Here is a 24,783-nt window from a genome sequence, read left to right on the forward strand (position 1 = left end):
TTATTTGTATTAGTTGGTAGCTTGTAGTCCGTAGTCCGTAGTTGGTAGTTCGTAGTCTTTGGTAGTTCGTAGTCTATGGTGGAAATCCTTTGGATTTCATCATTGAACTACTAACTAATTACTACCAACTACGGACTATCTCTTCAACACCTCTATTGCCTTTTCTAATTGCATGTCTTCGTGGGTGTAGTCATATATTGCTTGGAGTAGTTCTTCTTGAGATTTTATATCTAGCTTGCCATCTTTAGACAATCCCATCTTTTCTTCGAATTTCTTTACTGCCTTTACTGTGGAATCATCATATACTCCATCTACTTTGCCTGTATCATATCCCAATATATCCAATATCTCTTCTGCTGCCAATATATCTAGCCCAACCATATCTTCTTTTATTTCTCTGCTTTTATCTAGCTTAGATATGAGTAATGGGTCTATACCATCCATTTTATTTCTAGTTTCTACTACTATATCGGGAGTTATACCTATACCATTTACCTTATTTTTATTGGGAGTGAGGTATTCTGCTATGGTCAATTTAATTCCCCCACCATTGGTGAGTGGTATCATCTTTTGTACACTGCCCTTACCAAATGTCTTAGCACCTATAATCTTACCCACTCCTGTATCCTTTACTGCTCCAGCAAATATCTCCGATGCACTGGCACTTCCTCTGTTTACTAATACTGCTAGATTATATTTAGGGTCTTTATTTGTTGATTTATATGAATCAGTCTTTCCATCGGCATTTTTTACATGCACTATTGGCCCTTCTGGTACAAAATATTTACTCATTTCTATTACTTGGGTCAAGAATCCTCCAGGGTTGTTTCTAAGATCGATTACTATATCTTCTATACCTTCTTTATCCAATTCCTTCAATACATCTTCTATGTTTCTAAGGGTATTTTGATTGAACTCTGTAATCTTTATATATCCTATATTGTCTTCTAATATTTCATGGGATATGGGATTTATCTCTATAATTTCCCTCACTATATCAAAATACAGTATGCCCGATACATTTTCTCTCAATATCCCTATCTTTATCTCAGTACCAGGTTCACCCCTCATTATATCCATTGCCTGTTTTGATGTATATCCAACTATATCCTCACCATCTACTAACACTATCTTGTCGTCAGCCTTTATCCCTGCCTTAAATCCTGGAGTACCCTCTATGGGGGCAAGTACAGTTACATATCCATCCTTTTCTATAATTCTAACTCCTATACCTCCAAAGTTTCCTGATACATCTTCATTTAACTCTTCAAATTCTTCCTCTGTATAATATTTGCTATATGGATCTAGATTGTAAAATACACCCTTCATTGCTCCCTGTATCAACTCATCCTCTGTCACTTCTTCTCCTGCATGATATACTTGAACAAATTTTATCAATTTCCCTATATATTCCAAATTTTCATCTAATCCCTGTGGTGCTTTCCCTTGGGCTGATGCCGATGTTATAGTCAATGGCACAGCTATGGTCAATGCCATAATCAATGATAATGCCTTTTTTGTAATTCTACTCATTTTGAACAACTCCTTTTGGGTTTTAGTTCTTAGGTCTTAGTCCGTAGTTCGTAGTCCGTAGTTCGTAGTTCGTAGTCTTTAGTAGAAAGACAGGTATTAGTTAGTAGTTAGTGGTTAGTAGGTCAATGATGAAATCCTTTGGATTTCTTCCATCAACTACTAACTACTAGCTACGAAACTACTAACTTCTTTTTTACTTTTTTTAGACTCTTTACTTTACCACTAAGCGATTCACTCCAAATCATAATAAAGATTTGGGTTCTCTGCTTATTCCATCAACTACTAGCTACTAACTACAAACTACTAACTACTAACTAGACCTCAAACTACATACTAATATAAAATTATATTCTCTCTATAGTCTTTCTGCAAATCTCTTTCTAGGAATTTTAGGAATCTTACTAGCATTGCTGATGCCTCTGCTCTGGTCATTTCCTTGTCTGGCCATATTTTATTGTTGCTATCTCCTGTTATTAGCCCTATTTCTCTGGCTACATATATACTATCCTTGGCCCAATTGGGTATCCTACTATCATCTGAAAATGATGTATAATATCCTGGCGTTGGGGCTTTACTGTCAAATCCCAATGCCCTTATGAGCATAGTTACAGCTTGTGCCTTAGTTAATGCCTTTTTAGGCTCAAATTTAAACACATTTTCCCCTGCTATTATACCCTTGTCATATGCCTCTTTTACATATTTATAATTTTCATCATCGGTTGTTATATCTATAAATGGTGAATCCTCTTCATCCCTTCTCGATGTCCTTCTCCTCCTTGATGAGTTTTCTTCCTCTAATGAAGGCCTTATATTACAGGCATTCATCACTGCTTTAGTAAACTCCACCCTAGTCATAGGTATATCTGGAGAGAAAAATTGAGATACTTCTTCCATTATGTCCAGAGAATACAGCTGTCCTATATAAGACTGTGCCCAATGTCCTCCTAAATCTTTAAATTTAGGTACTATCAGTCTTTCCACCTTGGGTACCATCTTTCTAGATAGTTCTATATCATCTACCTCTCTGTCTTTATCATCGGGTTCTCCCCTATTGAATTCTGGTAGATTATAGTCATATTTAGATACTATCTCCCTCTCTGTAGTCCTTATATATCCTCCATTGAAACTGGAAAGATTGGCTTGGTTATCACTATATCTTATCTTTTTTGTCAAACTATCAGACACTTGTGCCCTCACATTTCCCTGCCATGACATATCGCTGTCATCGGCATCGGTATAGGTGATGCTATAGTCCATTATTTGAGTCTCTGTATCTCCCCAAAAATTTTCATAGCCAACATTTCCTCCCGTTATGTCTACTATTACTTTACCCTGTTCATCGTTTAGTCTATAGTATTTTCTGCCCTTTATATTGCCTGAAAAGAAATCAGAGGCAGCCCTTTTATCTATTACATCAGATTTGGACAGTTGAAAATCCTCTAATTCATATTCATCTCCTTCTATCTCTATATCTTCTCTATATTTAGTAAGTTCTGCATTGGCTATCTCTTGTCCCTTATCTGTCCTCTTGTCATATTTTATCTCTAGGGTAATCTTCCTACTCAATTCCCCTTCTATGGAACTATCCACAGGCTGTAAATCAAAGTCATAGCTTATCTTCTTTTCATCATCTCGATCTCTAGTAGATACTTTCATTTCTCCCATAAATTTTATAGGCTCTCCCGTGACAAATACTACTTCCTCATATTCATACTCATTGTACACGCCCCCCGATAGACCTATGAGCTCTGCTGCATTGGCTACTGGGGTCAATACCATAAACATAGATATTACCATTGCAATTAATCTCTTCATAATTTCAATCCTTTCTTGGGTCTTAGTTCTTTGTTCTTAGTTCTTAGTTCTTAGCTCTTAGGGCTTAGCTCTTAGGGCTTAGCTCTTAGGGCTTAGCTCTTAGGGCTTAGCTCTTAGGGCTTAGCTCTTAGGGCTTAGCTCTTAGGGGGGCACTAGCGCCCCCTTCTTTCCTAAGAACTGAGAACTAAGAACTAAGAGCTGTCCTTTCACTAAAAACTATCACTTAACTATAATCACTTTTCCTTTTGCATCGTCTCTTATTATATATAATCTATCTCCTGGAGATATGGCATTGTAATTTGTCTGTTTATTGTCTTTTATTATCAAGCTGTCTTCTATCATAAGTTTTAAATTTACCGATTTTGCCATCCACTGATTATGTCTTTCACTCCAGTCTTTGGCATTGGATATCGTTATAGTCTCACCTGTAAGGTTGTCTATCTCCTTAGACTGGACTACTCCCAATGTAACCCTCTGTCTAAGTAAAGAGTCCATCTTCTTTTGTATACCCACTACACTTACCCTATCGCCATCGGTATATACATATCCATGCCAATCTCTCAACCTTTTATCTTCAGCATAGTCACTGTCCTCATCTATAGCATAGTCCCCTGAGTAAAATTCTTTAAGGGTTAACTCTTCCCCCTCTTCCATATCATATATGTTTGTATCGTTATCTAGATAAAGCTCCTTATCATCGTCATAGGACTCCCATTCATTTCTATCTAATAGGAAGAAATCCTTCAATGTCAATGAATCTTGGAATATCTTATCCATCCTGCCACTATACAAATGGCTTTGTCCTACATTTGAGTTGTTTATATCTTCATTATATATGTTTATAACACTGGCTACTAGATCTCCATTCCTGCCATCTCCTACAACAAATACATCTGAATTGCCATTTACCGAGTACTTGTCCACCAATCTTCCACTCTTTACTATGATTGTACCTTCATTGAATCTTATATTTTTTTTGTTGCCCAATTCAAAGGTGTCGGTGTACCAGTTTATATCTTCTATTTTTTCTGAATAACTGGATTCATATCTGTCTTTTATGACCATTCTCTCTATCCTATTTTCACCAAAAAATCCCTTGATGGCAACATATACATCTTTTCCCTTATAGTATTCTAACTTTGCCGGTGATACTTCATATCCCGCTAGATATATGGGGGAATCTGTGGTATATAATATCCTTATACTGGATTGAAGGTCCTGCCATTTATTATTTTCTAATCTCTCAACTCCATCTAGCATAATGACATCTTCTAATTTATCTACCATAGTTATACGGCCCTTATAAATATCCTCGACCTCTATGGACTCCCCTTGAATAGTCATTCTACTTATTACATCTGTATTTATCTGGTCAAAATACATTATTACATTGTCACCTACATATAATGTCGTTGCATCTACATTATTTCCATTTCGTTGAATTATGGTAGTTGGATTAAAGTAGTATGTTTCATCCTTTCCCATTATATTCTTTATGGTTATTTGATTCCTGTCTATACTGGTTATGGTACCTTGTCTCATCTTTCCACCTGGAGAGATATATCCAAGGTTTGATGTGGAATATCCCTCTATCTTTAATATGCTTCGTCCCTTCAATTCTGCATATATCTCCATACCTATCTTAAAGTCTTTTAAAGATGCTGGGATATCGTCTATATAATATGTAGCATCATCTAGTACCCTAAGTCTGTACTCCATACCACCATATTCCTCTATATTCATATATCCATCGGATATATCCTTTATATATCCCTCTATATATCCTTCTCTAAAGGGTGACATTATAGCCCCATGGGAGGTTATAGATACCATCAGAAGCATTCCTATTATTGTTAATGACACTATTTTTTTCATTTTGTTTCACCCACTTTTGTTTTTTAGTTCATTGAGTCTGTAGTCTATAGAGTTCGTAGTTCGTAGTCCGTAGTTGGTAGTTCAATGAAGAAATCTATAGGATTTCCACCATCAACTAAGAACTAAGAACCAAGAACTGAGAACTAAAAACTAATAACTGTTCCCCTACTACTAACTACGAACTATCCTTCTACTACAGACTATCTTCTTGTTCCAAATATAGCATATTTTCCTAGATTGTAGCCGTTTACATCTATGCTGGTATTTATTGGGTCCATTTCTCCTGTAGATATATTTTCCCATATACCTTGATATTCATTGTATCTACTTATAAATACCTTCTTTATTCTTCTCATATTTGCCTTCTGTCTATCATATTCCAATGCCATATAAAACCCTGGCTTTGTAGTACTTACTGTGGTTTTTTCATTGCCCACATATTCTTCAGCCCATAATTTTATACCTTTAGATAACAGATGCTCTCCCTTGGGCTGTGTTATTTGAGAATCGTATGATATGGTAAATCTCACACCTGCATCACTTTCATTATCATATTGTTCCATATTGCTGCTGCCAAATATATTGGGATTAAACTTAAATGTATAATCTGACCCTATAACTGTTATATCTTCTGAATCATCATCAGTTACTACATCGGCTGGCATACTTATACTTACTTCTGTGCTCCCTGCCAATATTCCTTCTGTTAAATCTATGGTAATTTCTTCATCTGCATCTCTAGTACCTATATTTACTACAGCCTTGTTTCCTACCTTTTCTGTTGTTGTATTTTCATCAAGCTCTCCATCGGTATCCTCTGGACCTACATCTGACCCTGTCTTTACTCTATTGGTCTCGTCTGAGGGCTCTGATGAGCCAAAATCTCCTACAGCCTTTATTACAAATTTGTATCTAGTTTTGGGTTCGATATTATAATATATATAATCGGTCAATTCTGTAAACCCTATAAACTCCATCTGATCATCATCGGTTACTACATATATCTCATATCCTGTAGCATCTTCTACTGGAGACCAGTGTACCTTTATATATCTGTCATATACTAACTCTGCCTCGGCATTTAGCGGTGCCTGTAATTGAGGCAAGGTATATCTTATATCAGCATATATATCAGTGGCCCCTCCATCGGGATTTATTACAATTATACCCTGAGTGTCTATCTTGCCTTCAGGGGTTACTACTGTCAATGTTGAGGAATCAATAAATTCCACCGATGTGCCTTCATTACCTGATTCCAAAATCATAGGCTCTCCATCTATATATATAGTCTCTCCCTGTGCATCTCCTGTGGCAGATTTCAATACTGGGTTAAATATCACTCTGGCTCCAGGCATGAACCCTGTACCTTTAACCTTTATTGTCTCTCCTCCAGTTATGGAAATAGTATCTATCTTTTTCCTCTCGGTTTCATCTTCTGGGTCTACTACAGTCCTTATTTTAGGTACACTTATATAGGTAAATGTACCTGGGGACTCAGCCAAAGACCCGTCACTATTTTCTATTTTCACCTGTACCGTTCCTGGTTCATGGGGTGGTGTAATTACATATATGGTTTTATAATCTACCACATTTATATCGTCTTCTGGTACCGCTGTTCCTCCAAAATATACCTTGAGTCCTTCTCTAAAGTCATTTCCTGTTATCTTTACCTTGGTTCCTCCTGTAGCTGGACCTGTATTTGGGTCTATATTGTCAACTTGAGGCTCTGTCTCTCCCTTTATAAATTGAATATATATGGGTGGTGTCAATTGGTCTGAAGAATGTTGCCCCGAATCTTCATTTAGTACAGTCACCCTATGGAGGTTACCCACTGCATCCTCTGGCACTGATGGCATAGTAAATGTCATCTTTGTGGGTAATGTATAGTCTATTTGTCCCGGCTCTATAGTAAGTATATCTGATATCAATATTTTTGCATTCTCTCTAAAGTCTGTTCCTATTACACTTACTATATTTCCACCCTTATAGGTCATCTGAAGTATCTTTACTTCTTTTCCATCTATTATGGCTGTTTGGGGTGATTTCCCTTCCTTGGTCATATTGATAATTCTAGGGCTACTATCGGGATTTTTGTACTCAAATTCAGTGCTGGCCGTACCACCATCGGGATTTATCACTGTTACATCTACTATGCCTATTTCGTGATATGATGGAGTAATTAATTTTAGCTGCCCTGGCCCTATATAGTCTACCTCAGGGGCATATCCCCTCTCTACAAACAGCCTTCTATCCCTTATCTCTAATCTTATCAATTCTTGTCCTTGATATGGATTGTCATCTTTATCTAGTAACAATCTTGTATCAATATATTTTGTATTGCCATCAAAGTCAAATTCTCTGCTATACTCTATATCTTCCTCTGTAATATATACTGTGGCTTTATCGGTTATTCCATTGTATTCTACCTTCAATCTTCCTGAAAGATTTACTGTTGCCTTACTGCTGTTGATTAAACCACCATTTTCATCTAATCTAGGTAAATCATTATTGGTTGTATCTCCAAATCTTACTAAGGTCTCTGGTGGCAATCCATTTTTTGCTGTTTCTACATCTAAATCTTCGCTCTTTACAAATCCACTTCCATATATCTCTACATTATCTCCTCCCTGCTTTTTACCCATTGCTGGTCTTATGGAGGTTATGGATGGATTAGATGATATATAGTTATAACTGACTTTATTGGATATACCCGAATCATTGTTGACTATATACAAATCTACTTTACCCGCTTCATAAGGAGGAGATAATACCTTTAGGTATCCATCGGAAGCCTCCATTATCTGAGCCTCATTGGGCCCGAAATATATTTTTGGCAATATAGGTCTTACTATATTTTCATAGTTTTCTCCATATTCTTCCTTCAAATCGTCCAATGTATTTTCCTTGAGATAGTCTCTAAAGTCTTCCCACTGACCATTTCCATTTAAATCTTGATAATTCTCATCATCATCTCTTTCTCCATCCCTGTCATCATCATTCCAAGGCTCAAAATATCTAAAATCTTTTCCTATGATCTCAACTATAGTTCCCCCTGCTGCAGTCCCCTCTGTGGTCAATACCCTAGTTATTTCAGGATGACTTCTAGGTACTATATAGGTAAAGCCCTTCTCCAATGATGCATTGGCTCCATCAGGATTTATTACTACCACAGGAACCGATAGTCTGTCAGTTCCCAACTCTCCACTTAAATCTCCTGGATAAGGGGGTACTACTACAATTATCTTTGTTCCATCTATAGATACCTCTGTATCATCTGGGGATATCTCTATACCATTTATATATACTGTACTCTTCTCTGTACTTATATCTTTAAATTCTTCACCTATGATTTTTATTTTATATCCTCCTTCGGTGGAGCCCTCGGTGGGATCTATGGCTGTTATCTTAGGTTTCGAATTGGGATGGGTAAAATAACGGAATCCATCTTCATCTATCCTACTATCCTTTTTAGTATCTGGATTCTGGACAGTCAAATCATAATATCCGTCTCCCTTATTCAATATGGGCACAGTAAAATGTAGTTTATTCTTGTCTACTACCTTTACTTTATTTCCTACTATTTGACCTTCTCCATCGACTTTATAAGGGGTCTTCATATCTAATGTAACTATCTCTGTATCTCCATCTTTTATGATTATACTATCACTCTGTTGTTCTAAATCATAAGTTTTGTCCCCTACCTTTTCTGCCCTTATATCTTCACCGTCTAACACTATCTCATAGCTGTTATTTACTCCATCTGATAATACTATATTTCTTTGGGGAGTCAACTCTATAGTATAGAAATTTTCCTTTGATTGGTCCTTTAATATCAAACTATTGTAATAATCTTGAACCTTTACATCGGTAACACCATTTTCATCGGTATCTTTATAGAATAATCTATCTCCATTTGAAAAACTATACTGTGCTAATGTTATATTGTTGTCAGTATCTAAATTGTATTCATTTATATCTTCTCCTTCTAACAGCACCCTAGTTCCTATCAATTTATAGATCCCTGTCCTTATATTTCCACTCCCCTCTAACTCTGAAGGGGATGTGGTGGGGTCTGATTTTAGGAAATTATCTCCTGTAACAATAACCAATGTCCCTGTATTACCCTCTTTTGGAGTAAAATCAGTTATTATTGGATTAGTATAGGTCTTTACATAGTAAAATGGTACTGTATCCATTCCTCCCTCTGGATTCATAACCTGCAACTGTGTATCTCCTTCCCTTCCTGGTGGAGCAACAAAGGTTATAGTTTTACCATCTCCAGACCTATCTATATTGTTAATTTCCTCTCCATCTATATATACCACTACTCCATCTTGAAAATTACTACCATTTATTGTGACATTTTCTCCACCATCTATGGTAACTACATCGGGGATTACACTCTCTATTACAGGGCTCTTTTCTGCCCCTATATCTACAAATTCAACCATATCTGGCTCAGTAACAGAAAGCCCCTCCTCCTCTGAGTTTCTAACGGGATTGATCACAGTTACTGGTGCCTTCCCTATATCATCCACACTTCTTCCTTTAGGTATAGTTACTATTATCTTTGTTCCTATTTCATTTTCCTTGGAACCATCTAATACATCTCCACTGGCATCTATTACCTTTAGTTCTATACCATCTTCAGTATTTTTATCTAATACTATATCTCCAACGATTATCTTTGGATATCTGGTGATTACCTTTCCTTCGTTATTTTCAAATTTATGTATCATAAAATTTTCACCATGTATAGCAAACATCCTGTCTTCAGGAATTTCATAATCTCCTGAAGTACCTGTAACTTGAATCTTTTCTGGAGTTACACTCTCTATCTCTGGCTCTATCTTACTGGGTATAAATGTATATCCATCTAACAATTCTGCCCTATCTGTAAAGATATATGTGGGTTCAGTATCGGCTTTATTTTCATAGAGTTCTGTTATAGTCTCTACCACCACATCCTTAGTGGCATCTATCTCTGCATCGGTAACAGGTTGAATAACTATTTTCAATCTATCTAAGTCCTTATTGAATGTTGATTCCTTATCTTTAAAGTCTGCTCTATTTCCTATTATTACCTTTACTCTTTTTATTACTTTATTTACGGCATTTCCATTGTAAGCTCCTTTTCCATAGACCAATTCTATCTCTGGCCCCTCCGCTGTATCCTTTATGCTTTTAGTTGAATTAGAATCATTTAGTGAAAGTCCATCTATATTTAGCGTTCCTAGATATTGGCCTGATATAGTAGCATCTGACCCTGAATCAGGGCCCGAATCAGGTTGCACACTTATAATGGTTGCCTTTCTTTTTCCTTCCACCACGTTAAATTTATCATCTAATAGTTTCTCTTGGGTTATCTCACTCATTGGATCATTGGTACTTGTCCTATTGGTTAAATATATATAGTATTCTCCCAATTCAATATTTGGGACTTCTACTGTGAGTATATCTATATCTCCCTCTGCATTTGACCTAAATATGGGGTTTTCAGCTTTATTAGATACCTCAAATAGATCTCCCTTATTCTTGATAAAAAACACATCATATTCATCTAATTCCTTTGCCTTAAAAAAGACCTTATCTCCTACTTCTCCCCTTTTCGGTATCATTTGAAGGTCATCTATCACTAACGGTTGAGTCAGGGTAAACTGATTTTGATAGGTATATTTAATATTGATATTTATATCATCATCAGTATCTGCTAAGTCTTGCTCATCAACAGATGTCCTAGTAAATACAATTTCCTGCAATCCCAAATCTCCAGATACACCGTTAAATGTAGCATTTTGGTCATCTGTCACATCTATATTTGAAAAAATCGTGCCATTCAACTTCACCTCTACAGGGTCTGCCCCTTGAAGTTGGTTTAAATTAGTACCTGTTACGTTTAAATCCGTACCTGTTTGGGCTATTCTATCTAATCCTGTCAATGTGGGCATGGAGGTACTTTCATTCAATGTGACCTTTTTACTTTCTATCTTAATCTTGCTGGCCTTTATCTCTCCATCCACTTCAAACTGTATAGCTCCCTCAGAATTATATGTCCTATTATTAAGGGGCACTATACCTCCTGCATCGGTTATTATACCTACTTGTGCATCCCTTAAATATGTTCCTTCAATAAGGATATATGTCTTTACTATCTGTCTGTTTCTATCATAGGTTCTACCTAATGTTATGTCTGTAATGGTAAACTTATCGGGGTCAAAGGCATGTCCCCAATTATCCCAGGGTGTCATAGTAATTAATATGACAAATATCATGAGAATAGATACCATTTTTTTAAAGTTATTCATCTACTCCTTCACCTCCACTGCTACAAATATTCCTTGATTATTAGACCTCAACACTATATTCTTTTTTGCCTTGTCTATCATGGCATTTTCTTTAAACCATTTCTTCAGTTCTTTATCATATCTATATACCTTTATATTGCTACCATCACTATCTTTAAAGGGCATATTTATATCTACTGATTGTAGCCATAAGTTTTCTCCAGATACTTCTATAAAGTCTGATTTTATATCTATTCCCTTTAATTTTTCCTTTAACATACTTTCCATATGGGGATTGGTTCTACCCACTGTTATAGTTATATCTGCCCTTTTACTGCTACTAGATAGTCCCACTCCATATAGGAATATATCTGCCCATTGGGATTTTGTCTGTAATACGCCTATCAACTCTCCCCTTCTGCCTGGTATTTGAATCTTCCTTGTCAAGATATTTGTACCCATCAATTCATCTAGATTAAGGGTAACCTTTTTATCATCCCTATATTTAGAATCCAAGACTATAGTATCTTCATTTACAGACACATTTGCCAGTACATCTCCCTTTCTATCTTCTTCTTTTAGTCTAGTCTCTTCATTGGGGATGTAATCTCCCGACTTCACTACACTAAATGCACCATATTCATAGGTACTGTGATTTCTATCATTCTTCACTGTTATCTTGTATGTTCCTGGATCTAGTCTATCTCTACCATCGGGTAAGTATACCTCTAAGTAGGTCCCTTGATCATCACTCCTTATGTCTATATCCTCTGCCCTAATATCATTGAAATATACATCTACACCATCATAAAAGAAGTCTCCCCTAAGTATTATTGGTTCGTCTTCATCGTAGTCTTCTACTACACTACCTATAGATACTTGAGATACTGTGGGTTCAGCCATTGTGGTAAAGCTCCAATTAATACTATCACTTGACTGTCCTCCAGCATAATAAACTATATCTGGAGATATGTTTACATTGTATTTAGTTTGAGGTGATAGGGGTTTCACTGGTATATACAAATATGCCTCTTTTGAAGATATGCCCTTACTAAATATATACCGTTCTATATCTCCCTGTTCCAGTGATTGAATAAATGCACTATCTATAAAGGATACATCTCCACCTTCAGCATATACTGTAGATGCCTGTAATTGATTGAGGCCATTGGTGGTGTCAAATTCCAATGTACCATCTAGATCTGAAAATGTAATCTTTAAAAAATATTTCGTATCTCCATTGTACCTCTTAGTTATTAAGCTGTTTTCATCTATCCAATCTCGACTATGCTCTGGAAATCTATCTATTACTTCTGGTATCCCTTTAGATGCTATTTCAAAATCCACAGGACTTTTTACAGTTTTTCCTGCAACGGACAATTGCACTTCATATGTGCCTGTCCATTGTTCTGTACTAAATTTCTTTCTTATTTCTTCGTCTTTTATTCTAACTTGTATACTATTGGGATTGTAATAATATACATCACTCAAATATACTGATTGTTGAACAGTGGCATTACCACTTTTAGGAGAAAGTACTACTCCCTCTATATTTTTATTGAAATTGTATCCCTCTATATTAAACTCAACTATATCCTTTTTTATATCTAATACACTGAATTTATTAGGTGTTATATCATATATGCCTATATCTTCAGTATCACTTGATTTAGTAGTAAAATCTATTTGAAGTTTTTTAGGTGATTTTCCACTTTCAGTTATAAATACATCCTCTGGTATGATGAGTCTATATGACTTTCCTGCATCAACAGATGGATATAGTTTTATTTGTGTTTTTCCTTCTTTAGTATCTAATTGGTATTTATCTATAGCTATATTTTGATTATTGTGTATATCTATAAATGTTATTTCCTTTAAAATATCATAGGATATTCTCTCCACAATCTCGGGCCAAGTTTGTATAGTTTTGTCCTTATGGTTAATCAATGCCCGTTGTTCAAAAGTCATTACCAATGGGTCTTCTTCACTAAATATATCCGTCTTTTCTATATAGTATTTATCATATGTACTTACATTCTGATCTTTTTGTAAATCATCCTGTGTACCATCTTCCTTCCAATCAGTTATATCTATACTCCATTTGGGCACTGTAGTATCGCTGGCCTTTTTTGCCCAAAATGTAAAAACTATATCATCTGTAGGATGTAGACCATTATTATCAGTTATTATATCCCTATCTAAAGCTAGTTTATATTTATTAAAAGGTTTTAATCCCATATCCTTCAATATTATTTTTATAACTTTTTTATTATTTTCTAGTACAGTTATATTATTGGCATCTATATCTTTAGCCTTGCCCTTATCCTTTAGCGTGTCCATATCTTCTAACTTATCTACTGCCATGCCTTCAGGCACTATAGTTCCTGACCTATTCTCAAATATATATTCATCTTCAGTTATGCCATATATATTTACTAAGTCATCTATACTATCTGCCAATTTAATTTCCCTATCAAAATGAATATAGATAGAGCCTTCAGTACCTAATGAAGTAGTATCTCTATCATAAATCTGTTGATTGCCACCTTCATCTGAAGTGGCCTTTTCAAATGTGGGAAATCTGTCCTCCAGACTTCCTGTATATCCATAGTTTATGGGCAATAGGGAAAACACCATCATTACACATAAGAATATACTCATAGTCCTTTTAATATTCATGGGTTAATCACTCCTTGTCAAAATATAAATTCATCTACCAATTGTGCAAATGCCACTTTTCCTTCTTCCGTCACATAATATTTTATATAATATCCCTTTTTCAATACATTGGGACTATATGTCCTTCCATTTTTCTCTACTATAAATCCCATATCATTCCTAGGTATTGGAGATTCCTTCGCTATAATATTTACAAATATATAATTATCATTCTTTACCTCTATGGTACGATTCAGCGTATTTACTGTATCATTGGAATAATTGCTTGTATTGGTCTCCGTTATTATAGTATCATCTATATCTGTTATCTCTCCAGTATATATATTATATCCCCTGTCCAAAAGCACCTTGTCCAATACCTTATCCAATGCCCTGGCTATTTCTATTCTAGTAATGGAACCCTTGGGATTGAATTTATTGTCTGTCTCCAATATGCCCTCCTTTATGAGTCCTTCAATATAGGGAATATTTGCTGTAGATATCTGGGACCAATCCCTGTATTTATACACCATATTCTGACTTTCTCCATTTACAGGTTCTATATCTAATACCCTCGCCATCCATATAAAAAACTGTTCCCTACTGACATATCCTTGCCATGTATATGCCTTTTCAAATTTAGATTTCAGCTGTTCCTCTATATTTTTTAGTTGTTCTTCCGTTATGTCTAAATTTTTCTCATAATTCATCATCTGTTTTTCCAATTGAATTTCTAAGGACTCTTGATTTGATTCATTTATATTTTCTATCAATTGTTCTTCCTCACTAGTTATTATACCGTTATTCTTAGCTGTTTGTATATATCCTAGACTCCAATAGTATGAAGGTCCTAATATCCTATAGTATGATGTGTCTGTATTATCTATTAAGTTTTCTCCCTCTTTCTGGGCCATTTCTTCAAGCCCTTGAAGTCTGACTAAAAATGCAATAGCTTCTTCCTTGGAGACCCTTCTATTGGGATAGAATTTGTCATTCCCCATACCCTTGACTATGGAAAATGCTACCAGTCTATTTAATGACACCTTGTCCCCTCTATTTGATACATCCACAAATTCCATACCTTTATGTAATTCCTTATATCCACTTACCCCTTGATACTGGGTAATAGCCATGGATATATGGGTATTCATTATTACAATCAATGCTAGTATTATTGATGTTATCTTCCTCATTTGCAGTCCCCTCCTTATCAATTATTATCGGCAAGTTCCCAAGGTTTCTTCAGTATTAATTTAATAATCAACCATACTCTAAAGTCAATCTTTCCTTTTTTATATTATAGTGGTTACATTGTATCTTTGTGGAATATATTGTATAATATTGTTGATTTCTAATATTTGGAGGTGGTTTTTTCTTGCGTGTCAAAAAATCAATATTTATATTTTTATGCTGTTTTATACTGTTTCAACCTATATATAGTAATACTTCATCGACTTCTGAACTTATGGATGAAGTATATATAGCTCCTTATGTAGGTTATATTAAAGATTTAGACACTGCATATGAAAGAGTAACTGATGGTGGAACTATCTATATAAGACCCCATTTAAAAGATGCATATAACTTCACTCCCATATATGTAGAAAAAGACATAAAAATAATAGGTATAACAGAAGATGGGAGACGACCCTCTATTTTCTGCCCTCAAAATCCCCTAATAAGGTCTGCTGAAGACACTGCTCTACATATTGAAAACCTCTATATAGGTTCAAATAATGACACCAATACACTATTGGAAAGCAACAGTAATAAACTAAGGTTAAATAATATACACTTCCTAAAAATTATTCCAGTAACAATTAATAATTCATCTAAAAATTCCTCTCCCATAGACATATCAATTAATAGATGTACATTTCAAACTACTTATCCAAAAATTGATGTCCAATCCTATGTTTACGGAAATATCTCTATATCAGATAATACCTTTATAAAGACTCCAATTAAAATTCTCAACAATAGCTGTTCCCTAGAAATACATCACAATACATTTGAAAATAGCACCATTGCAATAGAAAATAATACTGAGGATATCAATATATATAAAAACAAATTTCATGGTTATACATGTAAATTGCTTACTTCCTTAACTGACTATATAAATTTTTATCGTAATAGTATAATATGTTCAAATTTTTACTTAGAAAATTCTGATACATATCCCTTAGAGGCACAACAGAACTGGTGGGGAAGTAAAGACGGACCCCTTTTCTCTGAAAATGATGTGTTTTTTACAGGCCCTATTGATTACAATAACTGGTCCTGTGATGAAAATTTCAAGCATTTTTTCCATGACCCAAAGGTTATTATACACGGTATTGCTAAACTTAAAAATGCCCTCTCCCATAACAATATTGATGTAAAACTACATTATATGGATGGGGAACATATAAAAGACACCTCTACAGATATAGAGGGGCATTATATATTTGAAGATATATTCCAAGATAGATATACCCTTACATTTAGTCATGACAAATTCCAGACCGTAAGTAAATATGTATATGCATCCACAGATGATACAGATATATCAGATACCCAGTTAGTCTATGATAAAGGATATTTTGATATAAATGATGATTATATGGTAAATTTTGATGACCTAAATATTCTAGTGGATAATCTACATAAAGACCAAAATGATTCACAGTGGCATCCCTCATGGGATCTAAACAAAAATGGGTCTATAGACATAATGGACTTAATTATCATGCTGAGAAGTATAGAAAATAATTATTAATACAAACTTCAGGAGGTAGATGGTATGAATATTAAAAGATTACTTGTCATGATTGTAATTTTTGGTATCCTTTTAATTCCTCTACATGGATACTGTGAGGAAATATCTCTGGAACTCCTCTTTCCTTCTCAAAATTTAACTATAGATAAGGAATTCACAGTAGATATAAAGGTTGTAAATCCATCGGGTATGGTAGGTGGAGAAATCTATTTGGATTTTGACCAAAATATACTTACTCTATTGTCTTATGATTTAGATATATCTAATGTCACAGATTTTAAGAAATTGATAAATGAAAAGAACGTAAATCCCATATTTATATTTGGTTTAAACAGTGATACTGACCCTTTATTGGGCGATAAGGTCATAGGTAAATTAAAATTCAAAGCCAATAATATAGGTGATGGAGAACTTAAAGTGAAAAATAACACTGTTATCATCACCGAAGACGATAATGGTAATTTCTCTTGCAATAAAGTTTCATCGGTTCCAATTTCATATACTGTATCAAAAGGTGGAAATCTTTTGGGAAAGATCAATATAGACAATACCCATATTTTACAGCAAATACATATAGATATCCTTAAAAATCATACTATTACTTCTTCTACAACTCCCAACCAAAATGGCTCCTTTGAAATTCCAAATTTAGCCCAAGGTCAATATATGCTACACATATCCCTTGAGGGTTATAGGGATGTATACAAAGAATTTACTATAGAGAATAATATGGACACAAATATAGTTATACAAATGGTTAAAGATACATTGGGAGATCTAAACGGTGATGGCATAATAACCTTTGCCGACTTAGTAATAGCTGCAAGCTACTATAAAATAGATAGAGATGATAATAATTGGTCTGAAAATATCAGTAAAGCCGATGTCAATGATGATGGAATCATAGATGTATCTGATCTTGTAATTATAAATAGGTCCATTACTAATTACTAATTTCTTTCTGGGGGAATTTTTATGAATAAAAAAATTATTTTTATATTGATAATTTTGCTAATATCTTTTAACACTATACCTGTCCACAGCTCTGATAATGAAAATCTAGTACATATATCTATATCTGATATAGAAAATATATATGGCTTTGCATTGATTATAAAATATGATGGAAAGAATATATCATTTGACAACGATTCTGTCATCCTTAATTCAGATATACTAGATAAAGACCATTTCATCGCAAGAAATAAAATAAATCACGATACAAATACCATTACATTGGCGATAACACTTCTAGGACAAGATACATCATTTAATTCTAATATAGATATAGGGCATATTCCATTTGAAGATATTAAAGAACAAGATATAAAATTAGATGTTGATAAGAGTGTCATTCTAGATATCGATGGAAATCCACTAAAACATAGTCTAAGTAATATAAAATTTCATTTTAATAAATCCCATAATACTGTTAACAAAAATAAAAGAAAACACAATAATAAAATACAATCTGTGGATAAAGAGGGGATAAAAGACCCTTTATTATATAATGATGTGGAAAACTATTGGGCAAAACCCTACATATTGGATTTGTCATCTTTAGGTATAGTTCATGGTTTTAATGATAGTGGCTTTCATCCCGATGAATATGTAACCCGCAGTCAAGTGGGTAAAATGTTAGCAATAATCTTAGATGGCAATATTATCGGCAAAGGTGAATCTGTTTTTATAGACAGAGCTTCAATACCCAGTTGGGCATATAATCACATCACATACATTAACCGATTGGGAATAATGAAGGGATTTCTTGATAATAGTTTTAGACCTAAATCAGCTGTTTCCAAAGGAGAAATGGCAGTGATTATAGACAGGGTCCTTGAATTTAAAGATATACCTGTGGACAATAGTGGGGATATTTTTTATAATGATGAGAAAAATTTTCCTCATTGGTGTAGAGATTCCATATCTAATGTATCCTGTATGGATATAATGGGTGGATGTGCCGATGGGTGTTTTAGATATCGAGACCATATAACTAGAGGGGAATGTTGTGAAATATTGGTGAATTTATTAGATGTTTTGTAAAACAATTGAAATATCTCCACACCCTTTTATCTGTTATAATTTAATGGGAAGGGGTGAGAATATGTTCAAAAAAATTGTATCTCTATTACTAGTTTTTTTAATAGTATTAGGCACTGTCGCATTTGCAGAAGACTCAAACATAGAAAAGTTACAGCAGGATTCTGCCACTCGATTAGTAAAATTAGGTATAATTAAAGGTTATAATGATGGCACATTGAAGCTTAAAAATAATATTAGTAGAGCTGAATTTGCCACAATGATGACTAGACTTATAGGTAAGGATGATTTAGTAGATCAGTATAAAACCGATTCCCAATTTGAAGATGTAACTGCCACACATTGGTCTGCCCCTTATGTCAATATAGCTGTAAAGGAAGGTCTTATAAAGGGATATCCCGATGGTACGTTTAAACCACAAAACAATATATCCTACGGTGAAGTGTTGACCATATTAATAAGACTATTGGGATATGAAGAATCAGTTAATACTGAAGACCAATGGCCAATCAATTATGTGAAAAAATCTGTGGAATTAGGTATAAATGGCGATTTGCCCATATCAGTAAACTCCAACGCCACAAGGGGAGATGTGTCTATATTTATTGATAATAGTTTATTGGTTAAGTTAAATAAAGCATATTAAAAAAGGAAGGGTGAGTAAGTCCCTTCCTTCTTTTATATATAAAAGTACTTAGTGCCTTAAGCTAATCCTCTCTCTACCATTTCTGTAACTATGAATGTAGCTACATCATTTGCAAAACTTCCTGTGGAAAATCCTGCATCGTATCCTAATTCTTTGGCCAATTCATGTGAAAGTCTTGGACCTCCACATACAAGTATTATCTTATCTCTAACGCCTTCTGCCTCAAGAAGCTCAACTAATTCTGTCAAATTTGGTATATGAACATTTTTCTGAGTAACTATTTGTGATACCAATATAGCATCTGCATTAGTCTCTATGGCTTTAGCTACTAGCTCTTCATTGGGCACCTGACTTCCCATATTTATAGCATTTACCATCTTATATCTTTCAAGCCCATAATGTCCTGCAAAACCCTTCATATTCATTATGGCATCTATACCTACTGTGTGGGCATCGGTTCCTGTACAGGCTCCTAATATAGTTATTTCTCTTTTTATATTTTCTTTTATATAGTCTTCTACTCCATATTTATCCATAGATTCTACTTCTACCTTTGGCACTTCTATCTTAGAATAATCTACTGTATGTTGACACTGACCATATACTACAAAGAATGTATATCCTATACCCAAATCTACTGAATAAACTACATTGGGTTCCTCTAATCCCATTTTCTTTGCTAACTGTCTTGCCGCTTCATCTGCCTCATCTCCATGGGGTACAGGCAAAGTGAAAGAAAGTTGCATCATACCATCATTTAATGTATCTCCATAGGGTTTTACCTTTGTCAAATCTATTTTCTCTATAGACATTATCTTTCACCCCCAAGCATCATTTCTACAAATGGATTGTAGTATTTAGCATCCTGAGTCAATACTCCTTCAAGACCTTTGCCACCATCTCTTGGTCTCTTTACTCCAGCAAATTTACCCTTCTCTATAGTTGGGAATAATCCTTCCTGCTCTATCTCATGAAGCAACTCATCGGCCTTTTTAAGCACCTCTTGAGCTCTAGTCTGCATTATTCCTCCTTCTTTGAATTCTATCTCATCTCCCAATGCCCTAGCATTATTAAATATATATTGGGCATTTTCTATAGATAGCATTCTATCTTGTAAATGTGGTGTATGAATAGCCTCTGTATGCATTCCTAAAAGTTGTATAGTTTGACCTGTGGTCACTGACACAAGGTTGAACAACGCATCTTGTAAATGTCCTTTAAATATATTCCCTGTCATAAATTTAGTTGGAGGCATATATTTTAATGGTGCATCAGGGAATATTTCCTTTGCCATTTGTGCTTGGGCTAATTCCAATAAGAAACCATTTTCAATACCTGGGTCCATCTCAAATGCATGACCAAGTCCCATTTGTTCCTCTGGAAGTCCTGCCTTCAATGCAAATTGCTCATTCATAAGCTGTGATGCCAATACTGTATGAGCCTCTTCAACTGCATCGGATGTTGTTAGATAATTATCTTCTCCAGTGTTTATAATTACTCCACCATATCCATTTATTATCCTTGAGAAATATTGATCCACAAGGGTTCTTTGCATATTTATATCTCTAAATAGTATTCCATAAAGGGCATCGTTAAGCATAACATCTAATCTTTCCAATGCTCCCATAGCTGCTATCTCTGGCATACAAAGACCTGAACAGTAGTTACATAATCTTATATATCTGCCTACTTCCTCTCCCACTTCATCAAGGGCCTTTCTCATAAGTCTAAAGTTTTCTTGTGTTGCATAAGTTCCTCCAAACCCTTCAGTTGTAGCACCATAAGGTACATAATCAAGTAAACTTTGGGCTGTAGTTCTTATAACAGCTATTATATCGGCACCTTGTCTTGCTGCTGCTTGAGCTTGAATAATATCTTCATATATATTTCCTGTGGCAACTATTACATATAGGTAAGGTTTTTTACCTTCTCCAAGATTAGTTATATATTCTTCTCTTTTTTCCCTATTTTTTCTTATTGTCTCAACGGTTGATTTAGCTATTTCTTCAACCTTTTCCTTTATTTTTTGTTCATCTTGAACTGGTATTTTTGTTAAGTCCAATTCTCCCCTAGATACCTTTTCTGCTATAGTTTGAGGATCATCTCCAGTATGAACCATAGCATTTCCTATCCAGTAAGCAATCCCTAGTCCTAATCCACCACCTTCTTTTACATTGTCTACTACAACATTTGATAGTGGTCTCTCTATTTCATCTACATTGTCTATTCCCAATAACCTTGCAACTGTTCTCTCTACTGTAACTGTAGTATGTCTATCTATAAACTCTTGTACATCATCAGCAATTTTCGCAGCAGAATTTCTTGCACTCTCTATGACCTTTGGGTCAAGATTAAGTTTGCTTTTCATTATTTTACCTCCTTTTACTCCTGTAATATTCCTTCGGCACTTTCTACTATATCTTCATCTAGTCCCATTAGCCGTGCTATATTTAATGCATCCCTAGGGACTTGACTCTTACTCTTTACCTCTTTTAGTCTATAGTCCATATATTTAGCAATGGTGTCTATACCGTATTCCTTCTGTTCCTCTAATTCCCTTTCAAGGTCTATATAATCAACATTCTCCAACCCTATAACTTGAAGATGTTTTACCCCTTCAGTATTGGCTATATTATCATAGTGAGTAGTTATAACCACTATGCAATTTCTATTCATTAAATAATTTACTATTGCTTTAGATATAGCGGAACCTTCCTGCGGATTTGTTCCACTGGCTAATTCATCTATCAATATAATTCCCTTTTTATCACTTCTTAATAATGCCTTTTGTATTTCTTTTATTTCTCCTCCAAAAGTACTAAGTCCCATATCCGTATCTTGGAAGTCTCCTATAGAAATAAATATAAACTCAAATAGTCCACATCTTATTTCTCTACATGGTACGAACAGACCATATTGCACCATAGATATAATAAGCCCTATAAGTTTCAAAGTAACACTTTTTCCGCCCATATTTGCCCCTGTTATACAAGTAACACCTTTGGTAAGACCCATATCTATAGGTATATATTCTCTGTTTTTTTCCATTAGATGTCTTTCCAATTTTATATGTCTACCTTGGGTAAAACTTATTATGGGTTCATTAGATATTGTAGGTTTAACCCCTCCCATATCCAATGCCATATATGCCTTAGCTATATTTAAGTCCAATGTCCCTATGGCTTCCATATTTTTATATATTATATCTTTATATGACGCTACATCCTCAGATAACATCTGTCTAACCTTGTATTCTTCTTCTTCTTCAACTTCTTTTAGCAAATCCAACTCTCTTATAAGGTCATTTACTACTTCTGTGGACTTTAGATTAAACTTTATATTCATATATGTTTCTGAGCTATATGTTAATAGGGGGTAATCTTCAATGGTCTTTATAAGCTCCTTTTCATCTTTGGCAATAACCACTTCACCATTGGGACGAATATTTAAGTTTAAGTCCTCTTTGACCTTATCTCTTGCCTTTTTCTTCTCTATCTTTATCTTTTTACCTAGCTCTAATTTACGCATTCGTATATTTTTTAATTCATCTGAGTATTCATCATATATATAAAATGTCTTTATGCCACTATCCTTGGGATCAAACAACTTTTCTAGCTCTTTAATAGGTGTAATCACCATATCATCAGGTACATTCCAATCAATATCTGATATGGTCATATATATTTCTCTAAGGAAAAAAACAAACGCCTTTATCTCAAATAATTCTACCACAGTGAGGGCATCTCCCGCAGATGCCCTATTTATAGATTTTCTTAGATCCTTTATATGGGCAAATAAAGTCTTCAAATTCACAAAACTAGGCCTATGTTCTTGTATAAGTTTAACTATGGTTTCTATTTTATTTAATTCTTCTTTTAATTCTTCTTCTTCTCCAGGCATAAAAGGAGACATATTATCCTTTTTATATTGTCCATAGGGTGTCGTTACCGATATTCTATCCAATACATAGTCAAACCCTATTCCTTCAATAGTTCTCTCATCTACAAATTCATGCATCGAATTCACCACCAAAAGATTATTATTAAAGCATGACATCCATTACAGGGACATCTTTTAAATAAGTCTCCATCTTATCTAAAAATTCCTTAGGATTAAAATAATATCCTTGTGGTGCATAGGGATTTATTGTAACAGCAATTACATCTATCCCATTTAACACCTCTACATTAAATCCCTGTTTTGAAAATCTCAACCAGCTTTTAGCATCTATAAATATCTTAGTGCCATCCTCAACTACAAATTTTACATCTTTATACTTTCTAGTGTACATTATAATGTCTTCAACAGTCTTCTTAACTAGGGAACCAGGTATTACTATATACCTAGTATCTTCATCTATATGAGATGCAATTATATCTCCGCAATTTATCGCAGTCCGTATATCCAGTTGTTCTACATCCATATTGTCTTTTATCAAACAAGTCTTCTTGTCCGCTATACATTTTTCAATTTCTAATCTAACCTCAGAATCTTTAACCTCATCTAATCTGAAAAGATTAGTTTTATGCATGGTCTCTTCTATTACCTTATTGACATTTCTACTCACCGTAGCCCCTGTAGCCAATATAGTACCTTCTGTAATAGATGGAGCAGCAGATGAAACCCTGTTTAGTGAACCGTCTACTATAATTATATTGGCACCAAATTCTAACATACGTTCAGAAACTTGCTTTATTTCACTGCTGGTTTGAGGTCCTGCTATTTGAACATATCCCTCTTCTTTAACTCGCCCAATAACTATATTTCCCAAAGGTGTACTAAAATCTGTAACCTCAATAATCTCTACTTTGGCATCTCCCATACCTAAAAATTCAGAAGTGGTAGCAATAAGTGTTCCCTCCATAACATATATGGTGGGTTTTTCTGTATTAGTCACCACATCTTGGGATTCTCCATCCCTTCCCGTAGATGTAATCCCTAAAGTTATATCCCTATATATGGCCTCTTGAATTATATGGTTAAGTGTTACAGTTTTTCCTGCGTTTTTGGCCATTCCTACTATAGAAATTATCCTATATTTTTTGTCTATCAAGTCTATCAAAGACATATCTTAAGGGCTCCTTTCGATTCCCTGTTCCCAATAACCCTTTTGAATTAAATACTTTTTTCGGAAGGAAGACAGTCCCCACTATCTTCCTTCCATTTCC

14 protein-coding genes are annotated in these 24,783 nt (G+C 34.6%); 4 read left to right on the plus strand and 10 right to left on the minus strand.

From position 1 onward, the window contains the following. Positions 1-135 precede the first annotated feature (135 nt). The 6 genes from Q326_RS0100265 to Q326_RS0100290 all read right to left on the minus strand — a co-directional run bounded on the left by Q326_RS0100265 (position 136) and on the right by Q326_RS0100290 (position 15,358). On the minus strand, positions 136-1,533 hold the full coding sequence (locus tag Q326_RS0100265; RefSeq protein ID WP_034600646.1) for a S41 family peptidase: 1,398 nt from the start codon (positions 1,531-1,533) through the stop codon (positions 136-138). Between the two features lie 333 nt (positions 1,534-1,866). Beyond that, positions 1,867-3,348, minus strand: coding sequence for an S-layer homology domain-containing protein (locus Q326_RS0100270; RefSeq protein WP_034600649.1), 1,482 nt, complete (start codon positions 3,346-3,348; stop codon positions 1,867-1,869). Positions 3,349-3,567: 219 nt separating this feature from the next. Further along, positions 3,568-5,223 carry a hypothetical protein gene (locus Q326_RS0100275; protein WP_026893546.1) on the minus strand — a complete coding sequence of 552 codons (1,656 nt, stop codon included), beginning with the start codon at positions 5,221-5,223 and terminating at the stop codon, positions 3,568-3,570. A 200-nt stretch (positions 5,224-5,423) separates the two neighbouring features. Next, positions 5,424-11,528 carry an IPT/TIG domain-containing protein gene (locus Q326_RS0100280; protein ID WP_026893547.1) on the minus strand — a complete coding sequence of 2,035 codons (6,105 nt, stop codon included), beginning with the start codon at positions 11,526-11,528 and terminating at the stop codon, positions 5,424-5,426. After that, positions 11,529-14,186: an Ig-like domain-containing domain gene (locus tag Q326_RS0100285; RefSeq protein WP_026893548.1), complete on the minus strand. Its 2,658-nt coding sequence runs from the start codon at positions 14,184-14,186 to the stop codon at positions 11,529-11,531. A 17-nt stretch (positions 14,187-14,203) separates the two neighbouring features. Beyond that, complete coding sequence (locus Q326_RS0100290; protein ID WP_026893549.1) at positions 14,204-15,358, minus strand: S-layer homology domain-containing protein; 1,155 nt, start codon at positions 15,356-15,358, stop codon at positions 14,204-14,206. A gap of 182 nt (positions 15,359-15,540) precedes the next feature. Here Q326_RS0100290 and Q326_RS0100295 point away from each other — a divergent pair, with 182 nt between their 5' ends. The 4 genes from Q326_RS0100295 to Q326_RS0100310 all read left to right on the plus strand — a co-directional run bounded on the left by Q326_RS0100295 (position 15,541) and on the right by Q326_RS0100310 (position 19,615). Next, positions 15,541-16,926 (plus strand): hypothetical protein, encoded by a 1,386-nt coding sequence (locus tag Q326_RS0100295; protein WP_026893550.1) that lies wholly within the window; start codon positions 15,541-15,543, stop codon positions 16,924-16,926. 24 nt (positions 16,927-16,950) lie between these two features. Beyond that, positions 16,951-17,880, plus strand: coding sequence for a carboxypeptidase regulatory-like domain-containing protein (locus Q326_RS0100300; protein ID WP_026893551.1), 930 nt, complete (start codon positions 16,951-16,953; stop codon positions 17,878-17,880). Between the two features lie 21 nt (positions 17,881-17,901). Beyond that, positions 17,902-18,972: an S-layer homology domain-containing protein gene (locus Q326_RS0100305; protein WP_026893552.1), complete on the plus strand. Its 1,071-nt coding sequence runs from the start codon at positions 17,902-17,904 to the stop codon at positions 18,970-18,972. Between the two features lie 61 nt (positions 18,973-19,033). Continuing rightward, positions 19,034-19,615, plus strand: a complete 582-nt coding sequence (locus Q326_RS0100310) for an S-layer homology domain-containing protein (protein ID WP_026893553.1) — start codon at positions 19,034-19,036, stop codon at positions 19,613-19,615. A gap of 56 nt (positions 19,616-19,671) precedes the next feature. Here the strand turns inward: Q326_RS0100310 and kamE are convergent, their stop codons facing one another. From kamE to kamB, 4 genes are read right to left on the minus strand one after another with little or no spacing between them, the layout of a single operon-like run. Further along, the gene (kamE, locus tag Q326_RS0100315; protein ID WP_026893554.1) at positions 19,672-20,427 is read right to left on the minus strand and encodes a lysine 5,6-aminomutase subunit beta; all 756 of its coding nucleotides are present in this window, start codon (positions 20,425-20,427) and stop codon (positions 19,672-19,674) included. Beyond that, positions 20,427-21,983: a lysine 5,6-aminomutase subunit alpha gene (kamD, locus tag Q326_RS0100320; RefSeq protein ID WP_026893555.1), complete on the minus strand. Its 1,557-nt coding sequence runs from the start codon at positions 21,981-21,983 to the stop codon at positions 20,427-20,429. The genes kamE and kamD overlap by 1 nt, the downstream gene beginning before the upstream one ends. Before the next feature lie 14 nt (positions 21,984-21,997). Further along, positions 21,998-23,632: a lysine 5,6-aminomutase reactivase ATPase KamC gene (gene kamC, locus Q326_RS0100325; protein WP_026893556.1), complete on the minus strand. Its 1,635-nt coding sequence runs from the start codon at positions 23,630-23,632 to the stop codon at positions 21,998-22,000. Positions 23,633-23,657: 25 nt separating this feature from the next. Continuing rightward, the gene (gene kamB, locus Q326_RS0100330) at positions 23,658-24,683 is read right to left on the minus strand and encodes a lysine 5,6-aminomutase reactivase subunit KamB (RefSeq protein WP_026893557.1); all 1,026 of its coding nucleotides are present in this window, start codon (positions 24,681-24,683) and stop codon (positions 23,658-23,660) included. Positions 24,684-24,783 lie beyond the last annotated feature (100 nt).

Source organism: Clostridiisalibacter paucivorans DSM 22131 (assembly GCF_000620125.1).
Taxonomy (GTDB): domain Bacteria; phylum Bacillota; class Clostridia; order Tissierellales; family Clostridiisalibacteraceae; genus Clostridiisalibacter; species Clostridiisalibacter paucivorans.

Bases quoted from the DNA above. Each gene is read 5' to 3' on its own strand.
- Q326_RS0100265 (WP_034600646.1), bottom strand. From the start codon at position 1,533: ATGAGTAGAATTACAAAAAAGGCATTATCATTGATTATGGCATTGACC.
- Q326_RS0100270 (WP_034600649.1), bottom strand. From the start codon at position 3,348: ATGAAGAGATTAATTGCAATGGTAATATCTATGTTTATGGTATTGACC.
- Q326_RS0100275 (WP_026893546.1), bottom strand. From the start codon at position 5,223: ATGAAAAAAATAGTGTCATTAACAATAATAGGAATGCTTCTGATGGTA.
- Q326_RS0100280 (WP_026893547.1), bottom strand. From the start codon at position 11,528: ATGAATAACTTTAAAAAAATGGTATCTATTCTCATGATATTTGTCATA.
- Q326_RS0100285 (WP_026893548.1), bottom strand. From the start codon at position 14,186: ATGAATATTAAAAGGACTATGAGTATATTCTTATGTGTAATGATGGTG.
- Q326_RS0100290 (WP_026893549.1), bottom strand. From the start codon at position 15,358: ATGAGGAAGATAACATCAATAATACTAGCATTGATTGTAATAATGAAT.
- Q326_RS0100300 (WP_026893551.1), top strand. From the start codon at position 16,951: ATGAATATTAAAAGATTACTTGTCATGATTGTAATTTTTGGTATCCTT.
- Q326_RS0100305 (WP_026893552.1), top strand. From the start codon at position 17,902: ATGAATAAAAAAATTATTTTTATATTGATAATTTTGCTAATATCTTTT.
- Q326_RS0100310 (WP_026893553.1), top strand. From the start codon at position 19,034: ATGTTCAAAAAAATTGTATCTCTATTACTAGTTTTTTTAATAGTATTA.
- kamE (WP_026893554.1), bottom strand. From the start codon at position 20,427: ATGTCTATAGAGAAAATAGATTTGACAAAGGTAAAACCCTATGGAGAT.
- kamD (WP_026893555.1), bottom strand. From the start codon at position 21,983: ATGAAAAGCAAACTTAATCTTGACCCAAAGGTCATAGAGAGTGCAAGA.
- kamC (WP_026893556.1), bottom strand. From the start codon at position 23,632: ATGCATGAATTTGTAGATGAGAGAACTATTGAAGGAATAGGGTTTGAC.
- kamB (WP_026893557.1), bottom strand. From the start codon at position 24,683: ATGTCTTTGATAGACTTGATAGACAAAAAATATAGGATAATTTCTATA.